The 17,736-nt window shown below is 72.8% G+C and carries 7 protein-coding genes; all 7 read right to left on the bottom strand.

All coding sequences use genetic code 11. The features are described 5' to 3' along the window. Nucleotides 1–38 precede the first annotated feature (38 nt). Nucleotides 39–1,004, bottom strand: coding sequence for a FecR family protein (locus AC1RLW_RS01100; protein WP_493191981.1), 966 nt, complete (start codon nt 1,002–1,004; stop codon nt 39–41). A gap of 73 nt (nt 1,005–1,077) precedes the next feature. Beyond that, the gene (locus AC1RLW_RS01095; protein WP_390343183.1) at nt 1,078–1,623 is read right to left on the bottom strand and encodes an RNA polymerase sigma factor; all 546 of its coding nucleotides are present in this window, start codon (nt 1,621–1,623) and stop codon (nt 1,078–1,080) included. A 10-nt stretch (nt 1,624–1,633) separates the two neighbouring features. After that, a complete protein-coding gene (locus tag AC1RLW_RS01090) occupies nt 1,634–2,383 on the bottom strand; it encodes a TonB C-terminal domain-containing protein (RefSeq protein WP_493191980.1) in 750 nt (249 codons plus the stop codon). Nucleotides 2,384–2,463: 80 nt separating this feature from the next. Continuing rightward, nucleotides 2,464–3,792 (bottom strand): trypsin-like peptidase domain-containing protein, encoded by a 1,329-nt coding sequence (locus AC1RLW_RS01085; protein WP_307635549.1) that lies wholly within the window; start codon nt 3,790–3,792, stop codon nt 2,464–2,466. 28 nt (nt 3,793–3,820) lie between these two features. After that, nucleotides 3,821–4,285, bottom strand: coding sequence for a YbaB/EbfC family DNA-binding protein (locus AC1RLW_RS01080; protein WP_493191979.1), 465 nt, complete (start codon nt 4,283–4,285; stop codon nt 3,821–3,823). A 32-nt stretch (nt 4,286–4,317) separates the two neighbouring features. Next, nucleotides 4,318–5,064, bottom strand: coding sequence for a S1 family peptidase (locus AC1RLW_RS01075; RefSeq protein ID WP_493191978.1), 747 nt, complete (start codon nt 5,062–5,064; stop codon nt 4,318–4,320). Between the two features lie 90 nt (nt 5,065–5,154). Next, nucleotides 5,155–17,664: a filamentous hemagglutinin family protein gene (locus AC1RLW_RS01070; RefSeq protein WP_493191977.1), complete on the bottom strand. Its 12,510-nt coding sequence runs from the start codon at nt 17,662–17,664 to the stop codon at nt 5,155–5,157. Nucleotides 17,665–17,736 lie beyond the last annotated feature (72 nt).

The raw sequence follows: 17,736 nt of genomic DNA, 5'->3' as shown, positions 1-17,736 counted from the left end.
CTGAGCGCACGCGAGGGCCAATCAGGCTGTCACATTCATCAGCTAAGCAGCAGCACGCCGCCCGGCAGCGCGCGCGCCTCGAGGTCGTACGAGCGCTGGATCTGCACCAGCACCGTGTCGAGCGAAGCGATGGCGAAACGCCCGCTGACTTCGCGCCCGGCCAGGCGCTGCGCCAACAACACCACGCGGCCCGGCCGGTAGCGGTTGATCTCCTCGATCACGTGCGCCAGCGGCGTCTGCCGGAACACCAGCACGCCGCTGCGCCAGGCCGAGGCCTCGCGGGTGGCCACAGCCGCCACCGGCCCGAGCGAACCCGCGTCGTACAGCACCTGCTCGCCGGCCTGCAGTTCGCGCGTGCCCCTCGCGTGCGTGACGCGCACGCGCCCTTCGAGGCAGGTCACGCAGCCCCGGCCCGCGAGATAGCGCACCTCGAAGCGGCCGGCCTGCGCCTCGCTGCGGGCCGCGCCCGCCACCACACCGAAGGGCTGCGGCCCGGCCACCAGGTCGAGGGCCGCCTCGCCTGCGATCAGGTCGATGCCGACGACGCGGCCCTCGACGCTGCGACGCTGCACGCTGGTCTGCGTGTTGAGCACCAGGTCCACGCCCTCGGCCACCTGCACCGCGCGCTGCTCGCCGGTGGCCGTGCGGTAGTCGGCGTTCCACTCGCCGAGCGACGGCCACAGGCCCAGCGGCGGAGAGACCACCGCCACGCCCGCGGCGCCGGCCGCGCCCACCGCCGCGCCGAGGAACGCGCGGCGCGCAGCCACCGGCCGCGCCGACAGGATGGGAGCTCGCTGGACCTCGGCCGGCATGCCGCCGATGGCCGGGTCGAGCGCTTGCCACAGGCGCCGGGCCTGCGCCAGCGCGGGCTGGTGCAGGGGATTGCCATCGCGCCAGCGGCGAAAGCCCTCGACGTCGTGCTGCGTGGCCGCGCCGGACGACAGCCGGCGCAGCCAGGCCTGCGCTTCGCGCAAGGCCTGGGCGTGTGCATCGGGCGGGGTCATCGGGGCTTCAACCCGTGCGCGTTGAAAGATGTCGCATACCCATGAGACGGCTCTCGACGCGGTGAACCGCACTTTATTTTTCATGCGGCTCCCTCCCTTGCGGCATGCGGTCCGCGCGGCCCATGCGGGCGGCGATGTGGTCATGCGCCTCCTTGAGTTCTTTCTCCACCGTGCGCAGCGAGATGCCCAGCCGCGCCGCCACCTCGCGCTGCGGCAGGTGCTGCCAGCGCACCATCACCAGCACCTGCCGGCGCCGTGGCGGCAGGCGCTCAATGAGCGCGCGCAGCGTGGCCAGCTCCGCGCGGTCCTGCGCGATCTGCGCGGGCCCCGGCGCGGGGTCGGGCGTTTCGTCGAGCAGCGCCTCGATCTCGTCGGACGTGGCCAGGCGCCCCTGCTTCGCGACTTGGTCATAGGCCAGGTTGACGGCCACGCGCAGCAGGTAGGCGGCGGGGTCGTGCACGCCGTCGATGTCGTCGCGGCTTTCCAGGCGCAGCCAGGTGTCCTGCAGCGCATCGCCGGCGCGCTCGGCATTGCCCAGCCGCCGCGCGAGCCGCTGCTTGAGCTCGTCGTAGCGCGCGACCAGGAAGTCGCGCAACGCGGGCAGCGCGTTCTCGGGCATGGCGGTGGCGTCAGTGGCGCACCGGGCACTCGAGCCCGGGCGTCTGAGAGCGCGGCAGGATCAGCATCGTGAGCGGCTGCGCCATGTCCGGCGGCGGCGCGCGGTCGATGCGCAGCTGCCGCAGGGTGTCGAGGATGGCGTCGTCGCGCGCGCGCTCGCCGCTGGTGTGCAGCAGGAAGGCATGGGCGATGCGGCCGGTGCCGTCGATCACGAAACGCATCGCCGCGCGGTAGCCGCCCGGCGCTGCGCGCGGGTGGGCGCACAGGGCTTCCCAGATGCGGGTCTGCACCAGCCCGTCGTAGCCGCGGTGCGCGGTGGCGGGCACGGCCTGCACCGCATCAGCCGGGCGTGTCGGCGCCGGCACGGCCGGCGCGAGCCGGAGCACGAAGGCGGTCGTGGCCCCCACGCCGGCGTCGTCGGCGACCAGGCCCGTGCCCGCGAGCAGCGCATCGAGGGCGGCCTGCGCATCGAACAGGCCGTGCACGGGCGCGGCTTGGCGTCCGGCCACGCGTTCGGCATCGAAGAACACGGGCAGCCCGGTCGCGCGGCCGTACTGCTCCAGCGCGGCGGCCAGCGGCTGGGCCGCGATGTCGAAGGCGATGCGCGCGGCCTGCGGCCGAAGCGGCGCCGCGTCGGACTGCGCGCGGGCGCTCATCCACGGCCCGGTCATGCAGGCGACCAGCGCGATGCCGACCAGGGAGACGAGAGGAAAGGAAGGAGGTGCATGCCGCATGAGTTCGATACGCCCGGCGAAAGCCACGGCCCGGGGGGCATGTCGAAGCGGATGCTAGGTTCGCTGCATGACGTTCGGATGACTTGGCCGGTCAGCGCGAGGCCTTCTCAGCACTTCGGCGACCCGGCCTGCGCGCAGATCGGCACAAAGATCCGCGCCCCCGCGCGCTGCACCAGCAACGCCGCCGTGCCGTCGGCCCCCTCCAGCGCCTGGGCCAGGGCTTCGGCGCTGTCGATCGGCTGGCCGTTGAGCGCCAGGATGACATCGCCCGGCTGCACGCCCGCGCGCGACGCCGCCACGTTCACGCGCTGCACCAGCAGCCCGCCCTCGACACGCAGGAACTGCCGCTCGGCCGGCGCCAGCGGGCGCACCGCGAAGCCCAGGCGCGAAGGCACCGAGGCCGCTGCCGCCGCGTCACCCTGCAGGCGCGGCGTGTCGTAGCCCTCCACCTTCACCTCGACCACGTGCTCGGCGCGGTCGCGCCACACCATGAGGCGCGCGCGCTGCCCCGGCACCTGCTCGGCGATGAAGCCCAGCGCGTCGGCCGCCTGCACCACCTCGCGGCCCTGCACCGACAGGATCACGTCGCCGGTCTTCAGCCCGCCCCGCGCCGCCGCGCCGCGCGGCTCCACGTCGGTCACCAGCGCGCCGGCCGGGCGCGGCAGGCGGAAGGTGTCGGCCAGCGCCTGCCCCACCTCCTGCACGGACACGCCGATGCGCCCGCGCGTGACGGTGCCGGTGGCCAGCAGCTGGTCCTTGATGCGCATGGCGGCGTCGATGGGAATGGCGAACGACAGCCCCTGGTAGCCGCCGCTGCGGCTGTAGATGCGCGAGTTGATGCCGATCACCTCGCCGCGCAGGTTGAACAGCGGCCCGCCCGAGTTGCCGGGGTTGATCGGCACGTCGGTCTGCAGGAACTGCATCGACTCCGCGCCCGGCAGCAGCCGCCCCTTGGCGCTGACGATGCCGGCCGTCACCGAGTTGCCGAAGCCGTAGGGCGAGCCGATGGCCGCCACGCCGTCGCCGGGCTCCACGTCCGCCGGATCGCCGATGCGCACCGTGGGCAAGCCGGTCGCGTCGATCTTCAGCAAGGCCACGTCGGCCAGTGCGTCGAGGCCGATGAGCCGCGCCCGGAACTCGCGCCGGTCGGGCAGCTTCACGCGGATCTGCGTGCCGTGCGCGACCACGTGCGCGTTGGTCAATATGAGCCCGTCGGCGCTCACGAGGAAGCCGCTGCCCAGGCTGCTCTCGTCGGCCTCGGCCGGCGGCGCGCGCAGCAGCCAGCGGTCGCTGAAGCGGCGCGCCGGCACCGACGGCCGCTCCACGCCGATGTGGACCACGGCCGGCCCGAAGGCCTTCACCAGTGCCGCGAGCCCCGGCACGGGCCACGGCATGGCGGCGTGCAGCGGCACCGCAGCAAGGCCCAGCAGCGCCACGCAGATCAGGGGGCGGCGCCGCGATCGGTCAGGTGCGCGCGACAAAGCTGAGCGTGAGTTGCAGCACCATCGGCTGGCGCATGTCGCGCGGCGGCGGCTCGGCCAGCGGCTGCGCGGTGAGCAGCGCGCGCAGGTCGGTGTCGGCCTGCGCATCGCCCAGCGACTCGAAGGCCACGCGCTCGACCTTGCCGCTGCCCGCGACCCACACGCGCACCACCACCGGCGCGGGCGGCACGGGCTGGCCCTCTTTCAGCATGCGGTCCTGCATCCACGTGTGCAGCCGCACCACGGTGTCGCTGGCCGGGTCGCTGAGCGACGACTGCAGCTGGTTGCTGGCGAGGTTGGCGTAGCTGATCCAGTGCTGCGGCACCTGCGGCTGGGCCTGCGCCGATGCGGCCAGGGGCGCGGCGGCGGCGGACAGCCCGAGGCCGAGCCCGCCGAGCGCCAGGCGCAGGCGGCGCCAGCCGAGGGTTTTGCCGAAAGAAAAGGTCATGGGAGTTCCAATGAAAAGTCGAAGAAGGACGCTCAGCCGCACAGCACGCCGACCGACAGGGTCGAGGCCCGCGCGGCGGGCGACTGCTGGGGGCCGAGCTGCGGTTCGCGGCTGTGCGTGTACGCGATGCCGTGGGCGTCCAGGAAGTCGCGCAGGCGTGCCGCCGGCACCGCACGCACCCGCGTCACGCCGCCCGCCACGCCCGCGGCCGAGGCCGCGCGGCTGAGCACCATGCCCGAGGCATGCGGCGCGGCGGCGACACGCTCGACCACCACGCCGAGCAACAGGCCGTCGGCGCCCAGCACCGCGCTGCCGCTGGCGCCCGGCTGCACGCCCGACAGCAGCTGCAGGCCCTCCACGCCGGGCACGATCATGGCATTGCTGAGCAAGGCCGCGCGATCGGGCATGCGCTGCAGCACCGCGTAGGCCTCGGTGAACACGCCCACGCTGCCCGGGGCCGGCGCGTGCCCGCTTGCCGCGAGCGTGGCGTGCAGGTACGGCGTGAGGGTGGTGCGCAGCACCGCGACGTCGAGCTCGGCGCTCTCGGTGATCACCCGGGCCTGCGCCACCTGCGCGTCCTTGAGGGCGAACAGCGAACGGCAGTCCGCCACCGCATGGCGCGCGGTCAGCACGTCGCCGGCGGCGTTGAGGAACACGCCGCTGGCGTTGGCCTCGGGCGGCGCGGCATGCACCGCGCCGGCCAGGACGGCGAACGCCGTGGCCAGCAGGAACGACGCCCACGGGCGGGGGCCGGCAGAAGACAACAGCAGAGGGGGCATCGGACAGTCACGAAAGCTCTGAGACAAAGACGGAACTGCGCGCCCCGGAATGTCGTTTGTCACAAAAATTTCATCTGCCGCCCTTCCCTCTCACTGCCCCAGCAGACGCCGCTCCTGCGCCGTGAGCTTCGTCTTCTGCGCATCGCCCAGCGGCCCGCGCCCCAGCACCTGCACCGGGCTGTGCGCGTCGTAGCCCACCGGGCGCGCCGCAGCGCGGCTCGCATCGGACGGCGCGGCGGCGCCGTCGGCGGCCTCGTTGCCGAAGCCCAGCACGCGCACCGAGAACACCGACGGCAGCGCCTGGCGCGCCGCCGCGCGTTCGCGCTGCATCGCCTCCTGCGCCGCGCCCACGGCCTGCGAGGCCGCCGCGCTGGCGTTGGTGAGCGCGCCCACGTTCACCGAAGCCACCACCGGCAGGCCGGCCGACTCGCCCTTGACCTGGATGTTGGCCGCGTTCACCACCTGCAGGGCCGCGAGGTTCACGTTGCCCGACACGCGGATGCCCGCCTCGCCCGCATCGATGGTGCCCAGCGGCGCGATCAGGTCCATGTCGCCCGCCGGCACTTCGGCGATGGGCGCCAAGGTGGCAAGGCCGGCGCCCGAGCTAGGCACCTGCGACGACAGCTTCACGTTGCCGATGTTGTCGTACACGCGCTTGGGCGGCGTGTAGACCAGCGTGGTCTTGGAGCCCCGGCCGGCGTTGATGTCGCCCTGCTCCGACCAGGCCAGCACGTCGCCGCCGAAGGTGGTCATCACGCGCGACAGGCCCAGCAGCAGGCTGCCTTCGCTGAACAGCTGGATGTGGCCCATGCCCTGCGTGATGACGCCCGCGCTGCCCGGCGGCACCGCGCCCTGCACGCCCACCACGATCTGCCCGCCCGGCGCGAGCATCTGGATGTCGCCGCCGAAGTCGGTGTGCACGCCCGAGGGGCCGTACAGGATGATGTCGCCGGTGCGCACGATCTCCTGGCCCGCCGCGTCGAGGTCGGGGAACAGCGTGGCGATCATGCCGCGCCCGCGCAGGTAGCTGCCGTAGCGCGGGCCGTCCACGTCGTTGTACTCACGCCCGCCCGCACGCAGCTCGGCGAAGTACACGCCGCGCAGGAACACGCGCTGCTGCTCGGGCGCCAGCGCCTTGAAGTACGCGAGCGCGCTGCCCGGGTCCTTCGCGTCGGCGCTGGTGGCGACGAAGCCGTAGCGTTCCTTGAGCCATGCGGCCAGCTCGGCGTCGTAGGTCTTCACCACGCGGCCCGGCTGGCTCGCCAGCGACTGGCCGGGGCCCGACTCGGCGCGCTTCGCGGGGTCGAGGTAGCGGTCGGCGATGGCCGAGAAGTCCGGCCCGCCCACGCCCATCGGGCCCATGCCGGCCATCATCGCGATGCTTGCGCCGGGGCGCGTGTCGCCCTCGGCCAGCGCACCACGGCTCACCACGCTGGCGCGGTCGTCCTGCGTGATGTGGCGGCCGGCCGACACCTCCAGCGTGCCGGGGCCCGCCACCTGCAGGTTCGCGTACAGGATGTCGCGCCCGGCCTGCACCAGCGACACGTCGCGCGGGTCGTTGTTCACGATCAGCGCCTCGGTGCCGACGATGTCGCGCCCGGCGCGGATGCGCGCCGGCGCGGCCGAGCGGTACCAGGTCTCGGGCGCGGGTTCGCCGCTGGCCTGCACCTTGCGCGCCGTGCCGCTGGCCAGGCCCAGGATGTCGCCGCGCACGGCGTAGAACAGCGAGGGCGGCGCATCGGCTGCGTGCAGCGCGCGGGGGCCCAGCGTGTCCGGCCCGAAAGCGAACAGCGGGTGGTTGTCGACCACCCCGTAGTTCGGCACGCCGGGCGATCCGACCATCGAGCCCTCCGGGCTGGTGTTGTAGACCACCGGCTGCTGGCGCGAGTTGTAGCCCACGAAGGCGGGTGCCCAGGGCGTGGGCAGCGGCGTGACCGCGCCCGACATCCCCACCGGATAGCCGCCGCCGAACAACGAATTGCCCGCCAGGAACTCGAGCGCGCCCGAGGGCGACGGCGCGAGCACCAGCGCACGGCCGGGCGCCTCCTTGGCCGGCGTGGCCGAGAAGCCGTAGTACAGGCTGCCCGAGGCCGCCGTCGCGCGCAGGATCGACGGATAGACCGTGACGTTGTCGCTCATGTTGATGCTGCCCAGGTACCGGCCGGCGGCCTCCCGGTTCGCCAGGTCGGTGCCGGGCGTGAGGTTGCCGCCCGCGCTGAACAGGTTGATCGCGGTGCGGTCGGTCCACAGCGTGAACCAGCCCTGGCCGATGCCGTACTCGGTGCCGTCGAACTTGAATGCCGAGCTGTTCGGCACCCGCGCGCGGCCCGCGTCGGCCACGCTGGTGAGCACCAGGTCGCCCGGCGTGTCCAGGTACATCGCCGAATCGCCCGGCACGAGCACGATGCCGGCATTGCCGACGCCGATGGTCGGGGTGAAGGGGTCGATGGGGCGCGTGTCCTTCACATCGCCCTCCTGGCCCGGCAGCGAGAACGCGTACTTGCGGTAGCGCACCTCGACGCCGCCGATGGCGGAGGCCGACACGGTGGCCGCGCCGCGCAGGTTGACCAGGGCGCCGTTGAGGTCCTGGTACTGCGTATTGGTGCCAGAGCTGCCGTACTGCGCCGCGGCCAGGTTCGGATTGACCACGCCGCCGATGCGCAGCTGCAGGTCGCCGCCGCCGGTGAGCGTCAGTTGCCCGTTCGCGTCGACGCGGCCCGTGCTGCCGACCGCCGCCACGATGGCCTCGCTGCGCTGCCAGACCTGGCCGTTGCCCAGCCGCGTGGTGAGGCCCGCGTCGCCGCCCGCGCGCAGCGTGAGGTTGCCGCCGCCCAGCGTGCCCATGCCGGTGAAGCCCACCAGGAAGGGCTCGGGGCTGCTGTCGGTGCTGACCTGCGCACCGGCCGGCAGTGCGTAGGTGCCGAAGTTGATCCACCACGACGTCGCGATACGGTCGCTGCCGGCCAGGGCCGTGCCCGAGCCCTGGCGCCACAGCCAGCTGCCCACCGCGGCGCTCGGCGCCTGTCCGCGCTCGCCCCCGAAATGACCCCAGACGTCGCCGACGACGTTGCCGCCCACCGTGATGTCGAGGTTGCCGCCCTGCTCGGGGTACCAGGCCTGGTAGGCCGCGAGCGCGGCGCTGTAGTCCGCCGTCTGCGGGCCGATCACCGAGCCGCCGACGGCCTTGCCGCGTGCGAGGTTGAAGGGGTCGAGGCCGTTGGCGTCGAGCAGCGGCGCCGAGCGCGTGCCGGCCGTGTAGACGCCGAACGGCGACTCCATGACGAAGTTGCCCGCCGCCGCCAGGCCCAGGTCGCCGGTGCCGGTGCGCAGCACGCTGAACATCGGCGACAGCGGCGTGTATTTGGTGACGTCCTTGACGGGGTTGATGACCGTCGTGCAGATGCCCGGCCCCCACTCGCAGATGGTGACGTATTCGGGCAGCACCGGCGTGCCCTCGACGAAGCTCGGGTCCCAGTCGTCGCCGTTGGGGCCCCAGAAGTAGGAAAGGCGCGCCGGGTCGACCACACAGGTGCCCTCACCGCCCCAGTCGCAGTAGCCCGCCTCGAAATCCAGCGGGTCCATCGGCGTTCCCTCGTCGTGGCCCCACATGGGCCCGTTCGGCCCCCACAGGAAGCCGCTGCCACCCGGCGTGAGCTTGACGTTGTACATCGCGTGGCTGTCGGCCAGGATGAGCGCGCCGTGCTTGGCCGGGTCGACCGCGCGGCGGTCGGCCGAGTCCAGGTCGGCGCCGGCCGTGAGCTGCAGGCTCCAGCTCGTCGCGCCCTGCCCCAGCATCGGCGCCACGGCCCAGTTGCGGCCCTGCACGCCGTCGACTTCGGGCCGCAGGTTGACGGCCGCGTCGTTCGGCAGCTGCACATCGGTCAGCGACGGAATCACCGCGCCGCGCGCCAGCGCGATGGTGCCGTCGGCCTTCATCGCGACCGGCAGGCGCACGCCCTTGGGCCACACCATCGCCTGCACGCTGGCCTCGGCGCGCAGCGCGGTGCCCGCGCCCAGCTTCATGCCGCTGTCCAGCACCACGGCCTCGCCCAGCACCGTGCCGGCCTTCAGCCGGACGCTGCCGTCGGCGTTGTAGACGTTGGCGCGCAGCACCGTGCCGGCGGGCAGCGTGTAGGCCGCGCCCAGCGTCACGGTCACGGGCAGCACCGTGCCGGCCGGCAGCACCATGGCTTCGGCGGGCACGTCGTAGTTGAGCAGCGCGTCCTTCGGGAACACGGTGCCCTTGTCGAGCACCACGCCGTCGATTGGCACGACGATGTCGCCGCCGTCGGGCGTGAACGGCGTGCCGAACTTCGTGCGCTGCTCGGTCAGGTACCAGCCCTTGTCGTCGGGCGTGGCCGGCGGCGGCGCGAAGCCGTCGTTGATGCTGCCGTACACGTTGAGGTTGCCGCCCGCGCGGATCACCAGCACGCCGGGCTCGCCGAAGCCGCGGCGCGCCGGGTCGGTGCGGTTCGCGCCCGGACCATAGCGGTAGCCCGAGAGGTCGATGTCGCCGACCACGCTGAGATCGCCCTCGCCGGTGCTGCTGACGATTTCCACGCCGGGACGCAGGTGGTAGCTGCCCAGGCCCGCCAGGCGCGCCGACAGCGAGGTGTTGGCCAGCGCCTTGTCGATGAAGGCGACGCTGTGGCCGTCGATCTCGTCGAGGTACTTCTGCGTGATGAGCTGCGGCACGTGGCCCGTGACGTCGGGCGCGCTCGCCAGCGGTGCGTCGCTGTAGGTGCGGAAGGCGTTGACCGCGATGGTCTTCGCGCCCTGGATCGCGGGCGTGCCGGCGACGTTCACCGCCACGTCGTTGTCGCCGCGCCGCGGCGCGTTCAGCGCGAGCGTACCGCGCGCGATGCCGTCGTTGCCTTGCGCCGCGCTCACGGCCGTGCCCGCGCGCAGGTCGATGGCCGCGCCGCCGCCCAGTGTCAGCGTGCCGTGCGTGCTCGTGAGGTCGACGATGGCGCGGTTCGGGCTGTCGATGATCTTGCCGTAGCTGTCCACGCGCAGGCCGGTGGCATGCGCGTCGAGCGTGCCGTTCACGGTGAGGTCGCCCTTGGCCGCGAGGCGGATCGCGCCCACCTGGAAGCCGCTGGCGTCGATGCGGCCGTTCACCGTGAGGCTGCCGCCGTCGAGCGTGACCTCGACCACGCGCGCCTTCACTTCGTCGCCGATGGCGAGGTCGCCCTGCTTGATCTGGAAGCGGCGCGCGCCCGTCACGCCGCCTTCGTTCAGGCGCGTGTTCAGGCCCGCGAAGTCGGCCACGGTCTGGCCGCGCACGCTGATCTCGGCCGCGTCGTAGGGCACGATGGTGCCGCCCGCGTCGTACGTGCCGCTCGCGGTGCCGAGGATGCGTCCGCCCAGGTCGATGCGCCCGGCGTTGGCGCCCAGCGCCGTCGCCTGCAGCGTGCCGCCGCGGTTGTGCGTGGCCGACAGGTCGATCACCGAACCCGCCGCCTGCGCGATGTTGCCGGCCGTGCTCGTCACCTCCAGGTCGCCGCCGCGGCTGTAGCGCGTCTGCTCGAAGAACTTCACGGCGCGGCCCGCGAGGTCGATGCGCGAATTGGCGCCCAGCGTCACATCGCCGCTGGCCGTGAGCTGCAGCTTGCCCGAGGGCAGGCCGACCGTGCCGTCGATGGTGATGTTGCGGCCGGTGAGCGCCAGCTGCGCGCCCAGCGCCGCGTCACCGGCGGGCTGCGCGCCTGCCGGTGCGCTCACGACGATGTCGCCGCCCGCCGTGATGCGGTTGTTCGAGCCGGCCTCGCCGGTGAGCAGCGGGGTGCGCAGGTTCAGCTGGCCGCCGGTGTGGTCGTAGCCCTTGCCCGTCACGAACTCGCCCTGCTGGTGGTACACGGCCAGCGTGCCCTTGCCGTTGGCGGTGATGCGCTCGCTCGCGTTCAGGTTGACCGTGCCGAAGCCCAGTGCGAGTCGGTCCGCCGAGTAGCCCGCGTCGGGTTGCGTGTTGGGCGCGTGGCCCAGCACGATGCGCGCGGCCGACACGTCGAGCGTGCCGTGGCCCAGCAGGCTGCCGATGGCGCCGCCCGGTGCGTTCCCACCGGGAAAGATCTCGTCGTTGCCGGGCGGGCGCGGCGTGAGGCCGGTCCAGATGAATTCGCCGGTCGTGATCTTCGCGCTGTCGCCCGCGCCGCCGTAGCCGTAGATGGCGGGCGTGCCCAGCACCAGCCGTTCGATGGACGACACGCCGGTGGCGGGGTCGAGCGTGTCCAGCGACACCGCGCCGTAGATGTTCACCGACTCGCGCGCGTTCAGCACCAGCGTCTCGACCGCGGGCACGCCTTCGCCCTTGTTGCCGGCCAGCAGGTTCGCCAGGATGACCTGGTTCATCGACAGGCCCGACGGCAGCTGGCCGTTGGCGGCCGCCTGCTGCAGCGCCGCGTCGCTGCCCAGGTTGACCGAGGACACGGCCAGCAGCAGGTTCTTCGCGCCGTAGCGCACGTTGTCGGCCATCGTGAACGAGCGGTTCGTGGCCACGGCCAGCGTGCCCTCGCCGTACAGCGTGGTGTGGCCGGTGCAGGCGCCGCTCGCGCACGCGCCGATCTGGACCATGGCGGGTATCCCCCCCGCGACGGGCGGCAGCAGGTTGATCCAGCCGTTCGACAGGCCCAGCACCCCGCCCAAGCCCGCCGAGAACACCACGCCGTCGGTGGAATCGTAGGCCGGCGCACCGGCGCCCAGCGTGTTCAGCGACGCGCCCTGCTCCACCTGGATGCCGTCGCCGTAGCCGCCGGCCACGAGGAAGATTTCCGCGCCGCGCAAGGTCGCGCCGCTGCGCACGACGACATGGCCGGTGTTCGACTTGAAGGTCGCGTAGTTGTCGGCATACGGCAGATCGATCTGGCCGCCCAGGATCATCCGTGGCGCGCCGAAGGCGTTGAGCTGGTCGGCCTGCAGCGACGCGCCTGTGAACCCGGCCGTGCGCTGCGCGCCCGGCGCCGTCACCTCGATGGCGATGCCCTTCGCCGACAGCGTGCCGCCGAAGCCCGCGCTGCCGGCCGCCGGGTTGAACAGCGCCTGGCCGTCGAACTGCAGCATCGACACGCCGTCCTTCGGCTTGGAATAGAAGTAGTCCAGCAGCAGGTTGCGGGCGTCGGCCGCGATCTCGCCGCGCACGCCGCCGCGGCGTGCCGCATCGGCCACCACGAAGGCGCCGTAGCCCATCTCGTTGTAGCTGGCGTGCTGCTTCACCAGCGCCGCCGGCGTGACGACCAGCTGGCTGGCCAGCGACGACTTCACCGCCGTGTTCGCCACGCCGAGGTAGCCGCTCGCCACGTACGAGCCGTAGCCGGCCGGCAGCGGCGTCGCGGGCAGCGCGCTTTGCGCCCCCACTTCCACGCGGAAGGCACCGGGCAGCAGCGCGTAGGTCGAAGGCAGCAGCGTGTAGGTGCCGGCCTTGAGCCCGCCCACATCGTGATCGAGCGTGACCTGCCGGCCGATGGCCGGCTCACCGGCGCCCGCGTCGGGCGACACCGGCGCGTAGCCGCCCTGGAAGCCCGGCACGATGGCGTACACGCCGTTGCCCGCCTTGCTGAAGGTGTTGGCCGGATTGGCATTGGCCAGCGGCGTGCGCAGCACGTCCACCGAACCGCCACGCCCGCTCACGAAGCCCGCGCCCGTGAGCTCGCCGCCGCCCGACAGGTCGAGCAGCGCGCCCTGGTGCCCGACCACGCTGTCGCCCGTGAGCAGGATGCCGCTGCTGCCGATGGCGCGCTTGTCGATGGGCGTGCCGGCCACGCTGTAGCCGATGCCGTCGGTCGTGCCGCCGTAGGGCATGAGCAGCCCTGCGCCGCTGACCGAGGTGATGCTGCCCGGCAGCAGGTCGACCACGCTGGCGCGCGCCTCGAAGGTGCTGCGCCCGTCCTGTCCCACGATCAGGTTGCCCAGCGGCGCGCGCACGATGCCGCCCTGGCGCACCGTGCCGCCGCCGAGCGCGAGCGTGCCGAATGCCGACTGCGGCATCGCCACGTCGCCCTCGACCTGGCGGCGGATGTCGAGCACGCGGCCCTCGTCGTAGCCCGCGCGGATCTGCGCGTTGGCGCCGGTGGCGGGGTAGATCTGCGCGGCGGTGAGCGTGAGGTCGCCCAGTGTCGCCAGCTCGGTCGTGGTCGCGCCGAGCAGGCCGAGCGTGGGCGTGCCACCCAGCAGGCGCAGGTCGCCGCGGCTGGTCATGTGCACGGCGTCGAAGCCGCGGCGGTCCACCACCTGTGCGGGGCCGGTCTTCATGGCGATCTCGCCGTGCGCGCCGAAGCCCACGCGGTCGCGGATGTCGATCAGGTCGGCCTCGGCCGTGAAGGTGGCCTCGCTCGCACGGGTCGATGCGCCGTGGCGCCAGGTGGTGGTGTAGATCACCTCGTTGTCCTGCTTGGGCGCACCGGTCACGCCGGCCAGCCGCAGGTAGGACGAGGCAAGCCGCACGTTCGAATCGGTCGCCGCGCTGTCGGCCAGCGCGAAGCTGCCGGCGTACAGGCGCAGGCTCTGCGCGGTCGTGAGGTCGACATGGCCGTCGAAGCTCAGCAGGCCGTTGACCAGCAGCGAGAGGTTGCCGAAGCCGCCGTCCCGCACCTGGTCCGCGCTCAGGCGCCCCTTGCCGTAGGCCAGTGCCGCATCGGCATGGCCCGGCTTGAGGGTGGCCGGCAATCCGCTGGGCTGCTGCGCCTGCGAGATCACCAGCTCGCGCGCCTGCCGCACGGCGTCGTCGACGGTGTAGATCTTCGAGAACACCGGCGCTTCGAGCGCCACCGCGAGCGTGCCGCCCGCCGCATTCGCGCCGCCCGCGTGGGCACGCAGCGTGCCGTCCAGGTACAGGCTGTGCGCCGACTTGAGCACGATGCTGCCGCCGTCGCTGGCCACGTCGAGTTCGCGCCACAGGCCGCCCACGGCCGGCACGTCGATGCGCGCGTGGCTGCCCGAGGCATCGAGCAGCGCGCCGGGGCGGATCACGACCGCCACGTCGGGTGCGTTGGCCGCGCCCTTGGCTTCCCAGTCGAGCGCGCCGCCGATGGAGATGGTGCCGCCGTTGCGCACCGTGCCGTAGCGGCGGCCGTCGTCGTCGACACCGGTCTGCGCGCGCGCCGCCACGTCGAGCACCGCGCCCTCGCCGATCCACACCGAGCGGTTGTGCGGCTGCAGCGAGGTGCTCAGCGGCGAGTTGAAAGCCGGCGCCTCGATGTCGATGGCGATGCGCCCGCCCCAGGCGTTGAGCCGGCCGTCCACCACGAAGCTGCTCAGGCCGCCGCCGAGCAGCTGGATCGAACGTCCCGGATCGACCGTCACCACCGCGCCCGCGCCGATGGCGAGGTTGCCGCCTTCGGTGATGCGGCGCTGCGAACGCAGCACGAGGTCGGCGCCCTGGCGCTGCACGGCCTGGCGGTTCACCGTGTCCTGCTGCAGCAGCGGCGGCGTCCACAGTTGCAATGCGATGCCGGCTTCGTGATCGGCACCGGCCCCGGGCGCGATGCGATAGACCGGCATGAGCACGTCGAGCTGCGCGCCCGGCGCGACCGTGAGGCCCGCATGGCCGTTGAAGTCGTAGGTGGAAAAGCCCGACTGCAGGCGCGACGCGTCGAGCACGAGCTGCGTCGCGTCCGACAGCGTCGGGTCGGGGCCGATGAGCAGCGCGTGGCCCGTTTCGATCTTCAGCGTGCCGCCGCCGTTCACGCCGTGGCCGCGGATCTCGCCGCCGAGCGACAGGCGTCCCTTCGCGTCGGTGGGCGACGCGGCCGAGTCGGCCACCAGCGTCACGTTGCCGCCCTTGCCGCCCTTCTGCTTGCCCTTGGCCAGCAGCGCCGCACCCGACGACACGTCGATCAGGCTGCCCTGCCCGATCGTCACGCCGTGCGTCGATTCGAGGCGCACCGTGCCGCCGTCGATGACCGCGAGCGTGGCCGAGTCTTCAGGCGCCGTGCCGATGTCGACGCGACGCCCGCGCAGGTCGAGCGTGACGCCGTCGCGCACGGTGAGCGACGAATCGGCGTCCTTCGCCAGCACGCGCGGCTGGGCGCCCGCCACCGGCGACATGAAGACATTGCCGGCTTCCAGCGCGCCGCCGCGCACCGTGACGTCGGCGCCGATGTCGATGAACGCGCCGAGCAGGGCCATGCGCCCGCCGTCGGCCAGCGTGAGCGCCTTCTCGACGTTGATGCTGCCGCGCGTGCCGATGTCGAGCACCGACAGGCGCTGCGCATTCAGGTGCGCCGCGTCGAGCCACAGCGTGCCGATGCGCTCGTCGGCCAGCGCGTCGGCCGCGGCCATCTGCTGCGTGACCGGTGCCACGTCGCCGAAGCGCACGTCGGTGTCGAACAGGTCGATGCGGCCCAGCGCGCCGTAGCGCCCCACCGCCAGCACGCCGCCGCGCGCCACCGCGCTCTGCGACTGGCGGTAGCCGTCGTCCAGCGCGGCGTCGCGTGCGCGTGTCTGCTGCGCGCCGTTGAACACCTCGGCCACGATGTCGCCTTCGAGCACCGCCGTGGGCGCGCTCACCACCAGCCGGCCGGCGTCGCGCCCGACGGTGTAGCCGTTCTCCAGCTTGCGCTGCGGCCCGATCAGCGGGTTGTAGAAATAGTCGGTGTTCGCCTTGCCCCAGCGCACGTGCTCGGCCTCGAAGCCCTTGTAGACGCCGTCGTACAGCAGGTCCGACGGCGCGCTGTTCAGGTTGTACAGCCGACCGTCGCTGCCCTTGAGCCAGGTCTGGTAGATCTTGCCGGTCTGCACGTTGAGCGAACCGCCCGACAGGTTGACCGTCGAGCCCGCCTGCGTGACCACCTCGCTGCCGCCCAGCACCACCGTGCCGCCCTGCGCGGCCCATTCGCCGATGCCGTGGCCCTGGTTGCCCAGGTAGCCGCCGACCTCCAGCAGGCCGCCCGCCGCGTACCAACGCTCGCCCTCGTAGCCGCCCACGCCGGGCGCCACGCGCACGAGCTTGCGCCGGTCGATCCACACGTCGTTGTTGAACAGCTTGCCGCTCTCGCGGTTGCGCGGGGCGTCGCGCATCTCGTTGCCCTGCACGTTGACCTTGACGTTGTTGGATTCCATCGTCACGTTCACGCCCACCGCGCCCGACACATCGAGGCGCGCCTTGTCGGCCACGAAGCTGCGGCGCGTGGCGCTGGCCGCGATCTGCCCGCCGGTGGCGAGCGTGAGCGACTCGCCCTCGAAGCGGATGTCGCCGCCCGAGACGATCTCGATGCGCGACTGGTCGCGCCGGTCCGACAGCCGCGAGAGGTTGTCGAAGAGCGCGGGCGGCACGAGCGCGCGCGCGGCGTCCTGCGCGGCCGATTCCTTGAGGAGCGCATCGCGCTGGCTGTCGAGCGCACTGGCCTTGCCGTCGTCCTCGATCAGCACGGCCGTGACCGCGCCCTTGCCGACGGCGACGTTGCCGCGCGTGTCGGCGGCCGAGTTCAGCAGGTGCACCGTGCCGCGCGCGGCGACGGTGGAGGTGGCCAGCGCCACGCCGTCCTGACGCACGTCGCGGCCGGCCAGCGTGATGTCGCCTTCGCGCGCCACGATGAGGCCGCTGTTGCGCACGGTGCCCGCCGTGCTGTCGGCCGCGAACTGCGGCGCGATCTCGTTGCCGCGCGTGGTCGAGAAGGCGTTGGCCTCGGTGCCCATGCCTTTGCGGATCACGAAGCTGTCGCCCGCGGCGAGTTGTGCCTGGCCCTTGCGCGCGGCGATCTCGCCGGCATTGGCCACCTCCTTGCCCAGCAGCAACACGTAGCCGCCGCCCTGCGTGACGGAGCCGGGCTCGTTGGTGGTCAGCCGTGCGCCGGCCTGCACCTCGACCTTGCCCTGGTCTTCCTTGCGCGTGGTGAAGCTCGGCGCGGTGTCGTTCGAGTAGATGCCGCGCGCCTTGAACTGGTCGTCGCCGATGTGGGCGGCCGCGGCCACGAGGTTGCGCGTGTCGGTCTGGCTGGTGCCGCTGAACACGATGCCGTTGCGGTTGGCGATGAGCACCGTGCCGTCGGCCTTGATCTGCCCCTGGATCTGCGAAGGCCGCGCCTTCGGGTCGTTCACGCGGTTGAGCACGGCCCAGTCGGCCTGCTGCTTGAAATCGACCGTGGTGTTGCGCCCGACGTTGAAGGTCTCCCAGTTCAGGATGGCCTTGTCGCCGGTCTGCTCCACGGTGACGACGGTGCGGCCGTCGACCTGCTTCTGCGAATCGCGGTTCAGCGCGCGGGCGTTGAGCCAGCCGGCGCTGAGCGAATTGGTGTCGACCTTCAGGCCGCCGTCGGCCAGGCCGTCGGGCACCGAGGGCTCGTTCAGCGCGGCGGTGCGCGCGGCGGCCTGTGCGGCCTGCTGCGCGGCAATCGCCTGCGCCGCGAGGCCCAGGTTGCCGAGCGACTGGCGCAGCTGCTCGTTGGCCTTCTGCTGCTGCGCCAGCGGGTTCGTCAGCATCGAGGCCGGCGTGCCGTTGGGCAGGTAGCCCGTCGCGGCGGCCGTGCCCTGCGTCACGTTCTTCTGCGCCATCCACGCGGCGCTGAAGGCGCGCTGCGCCTGTGCATTGCCCGCCAGGCCCGCCATGGCCAGCGCGAGGGCGGCGGCGTGCGCGACCGGCGCGCGGCGGAATGTCTTGTTGCTCATGTCATACCCCAGAGAAAAACCGTTCTGGAGAAGAGACCGGGCTCACCGGATGCGACCGACACGCGCGCTGCA

It is taken from the genome of Variovorax sp. GW822-FHT04A09, assembly GCF_058801005.1.
This window is presented reverse-complemented; position numbering and strand designations above follow the sequence as displayed.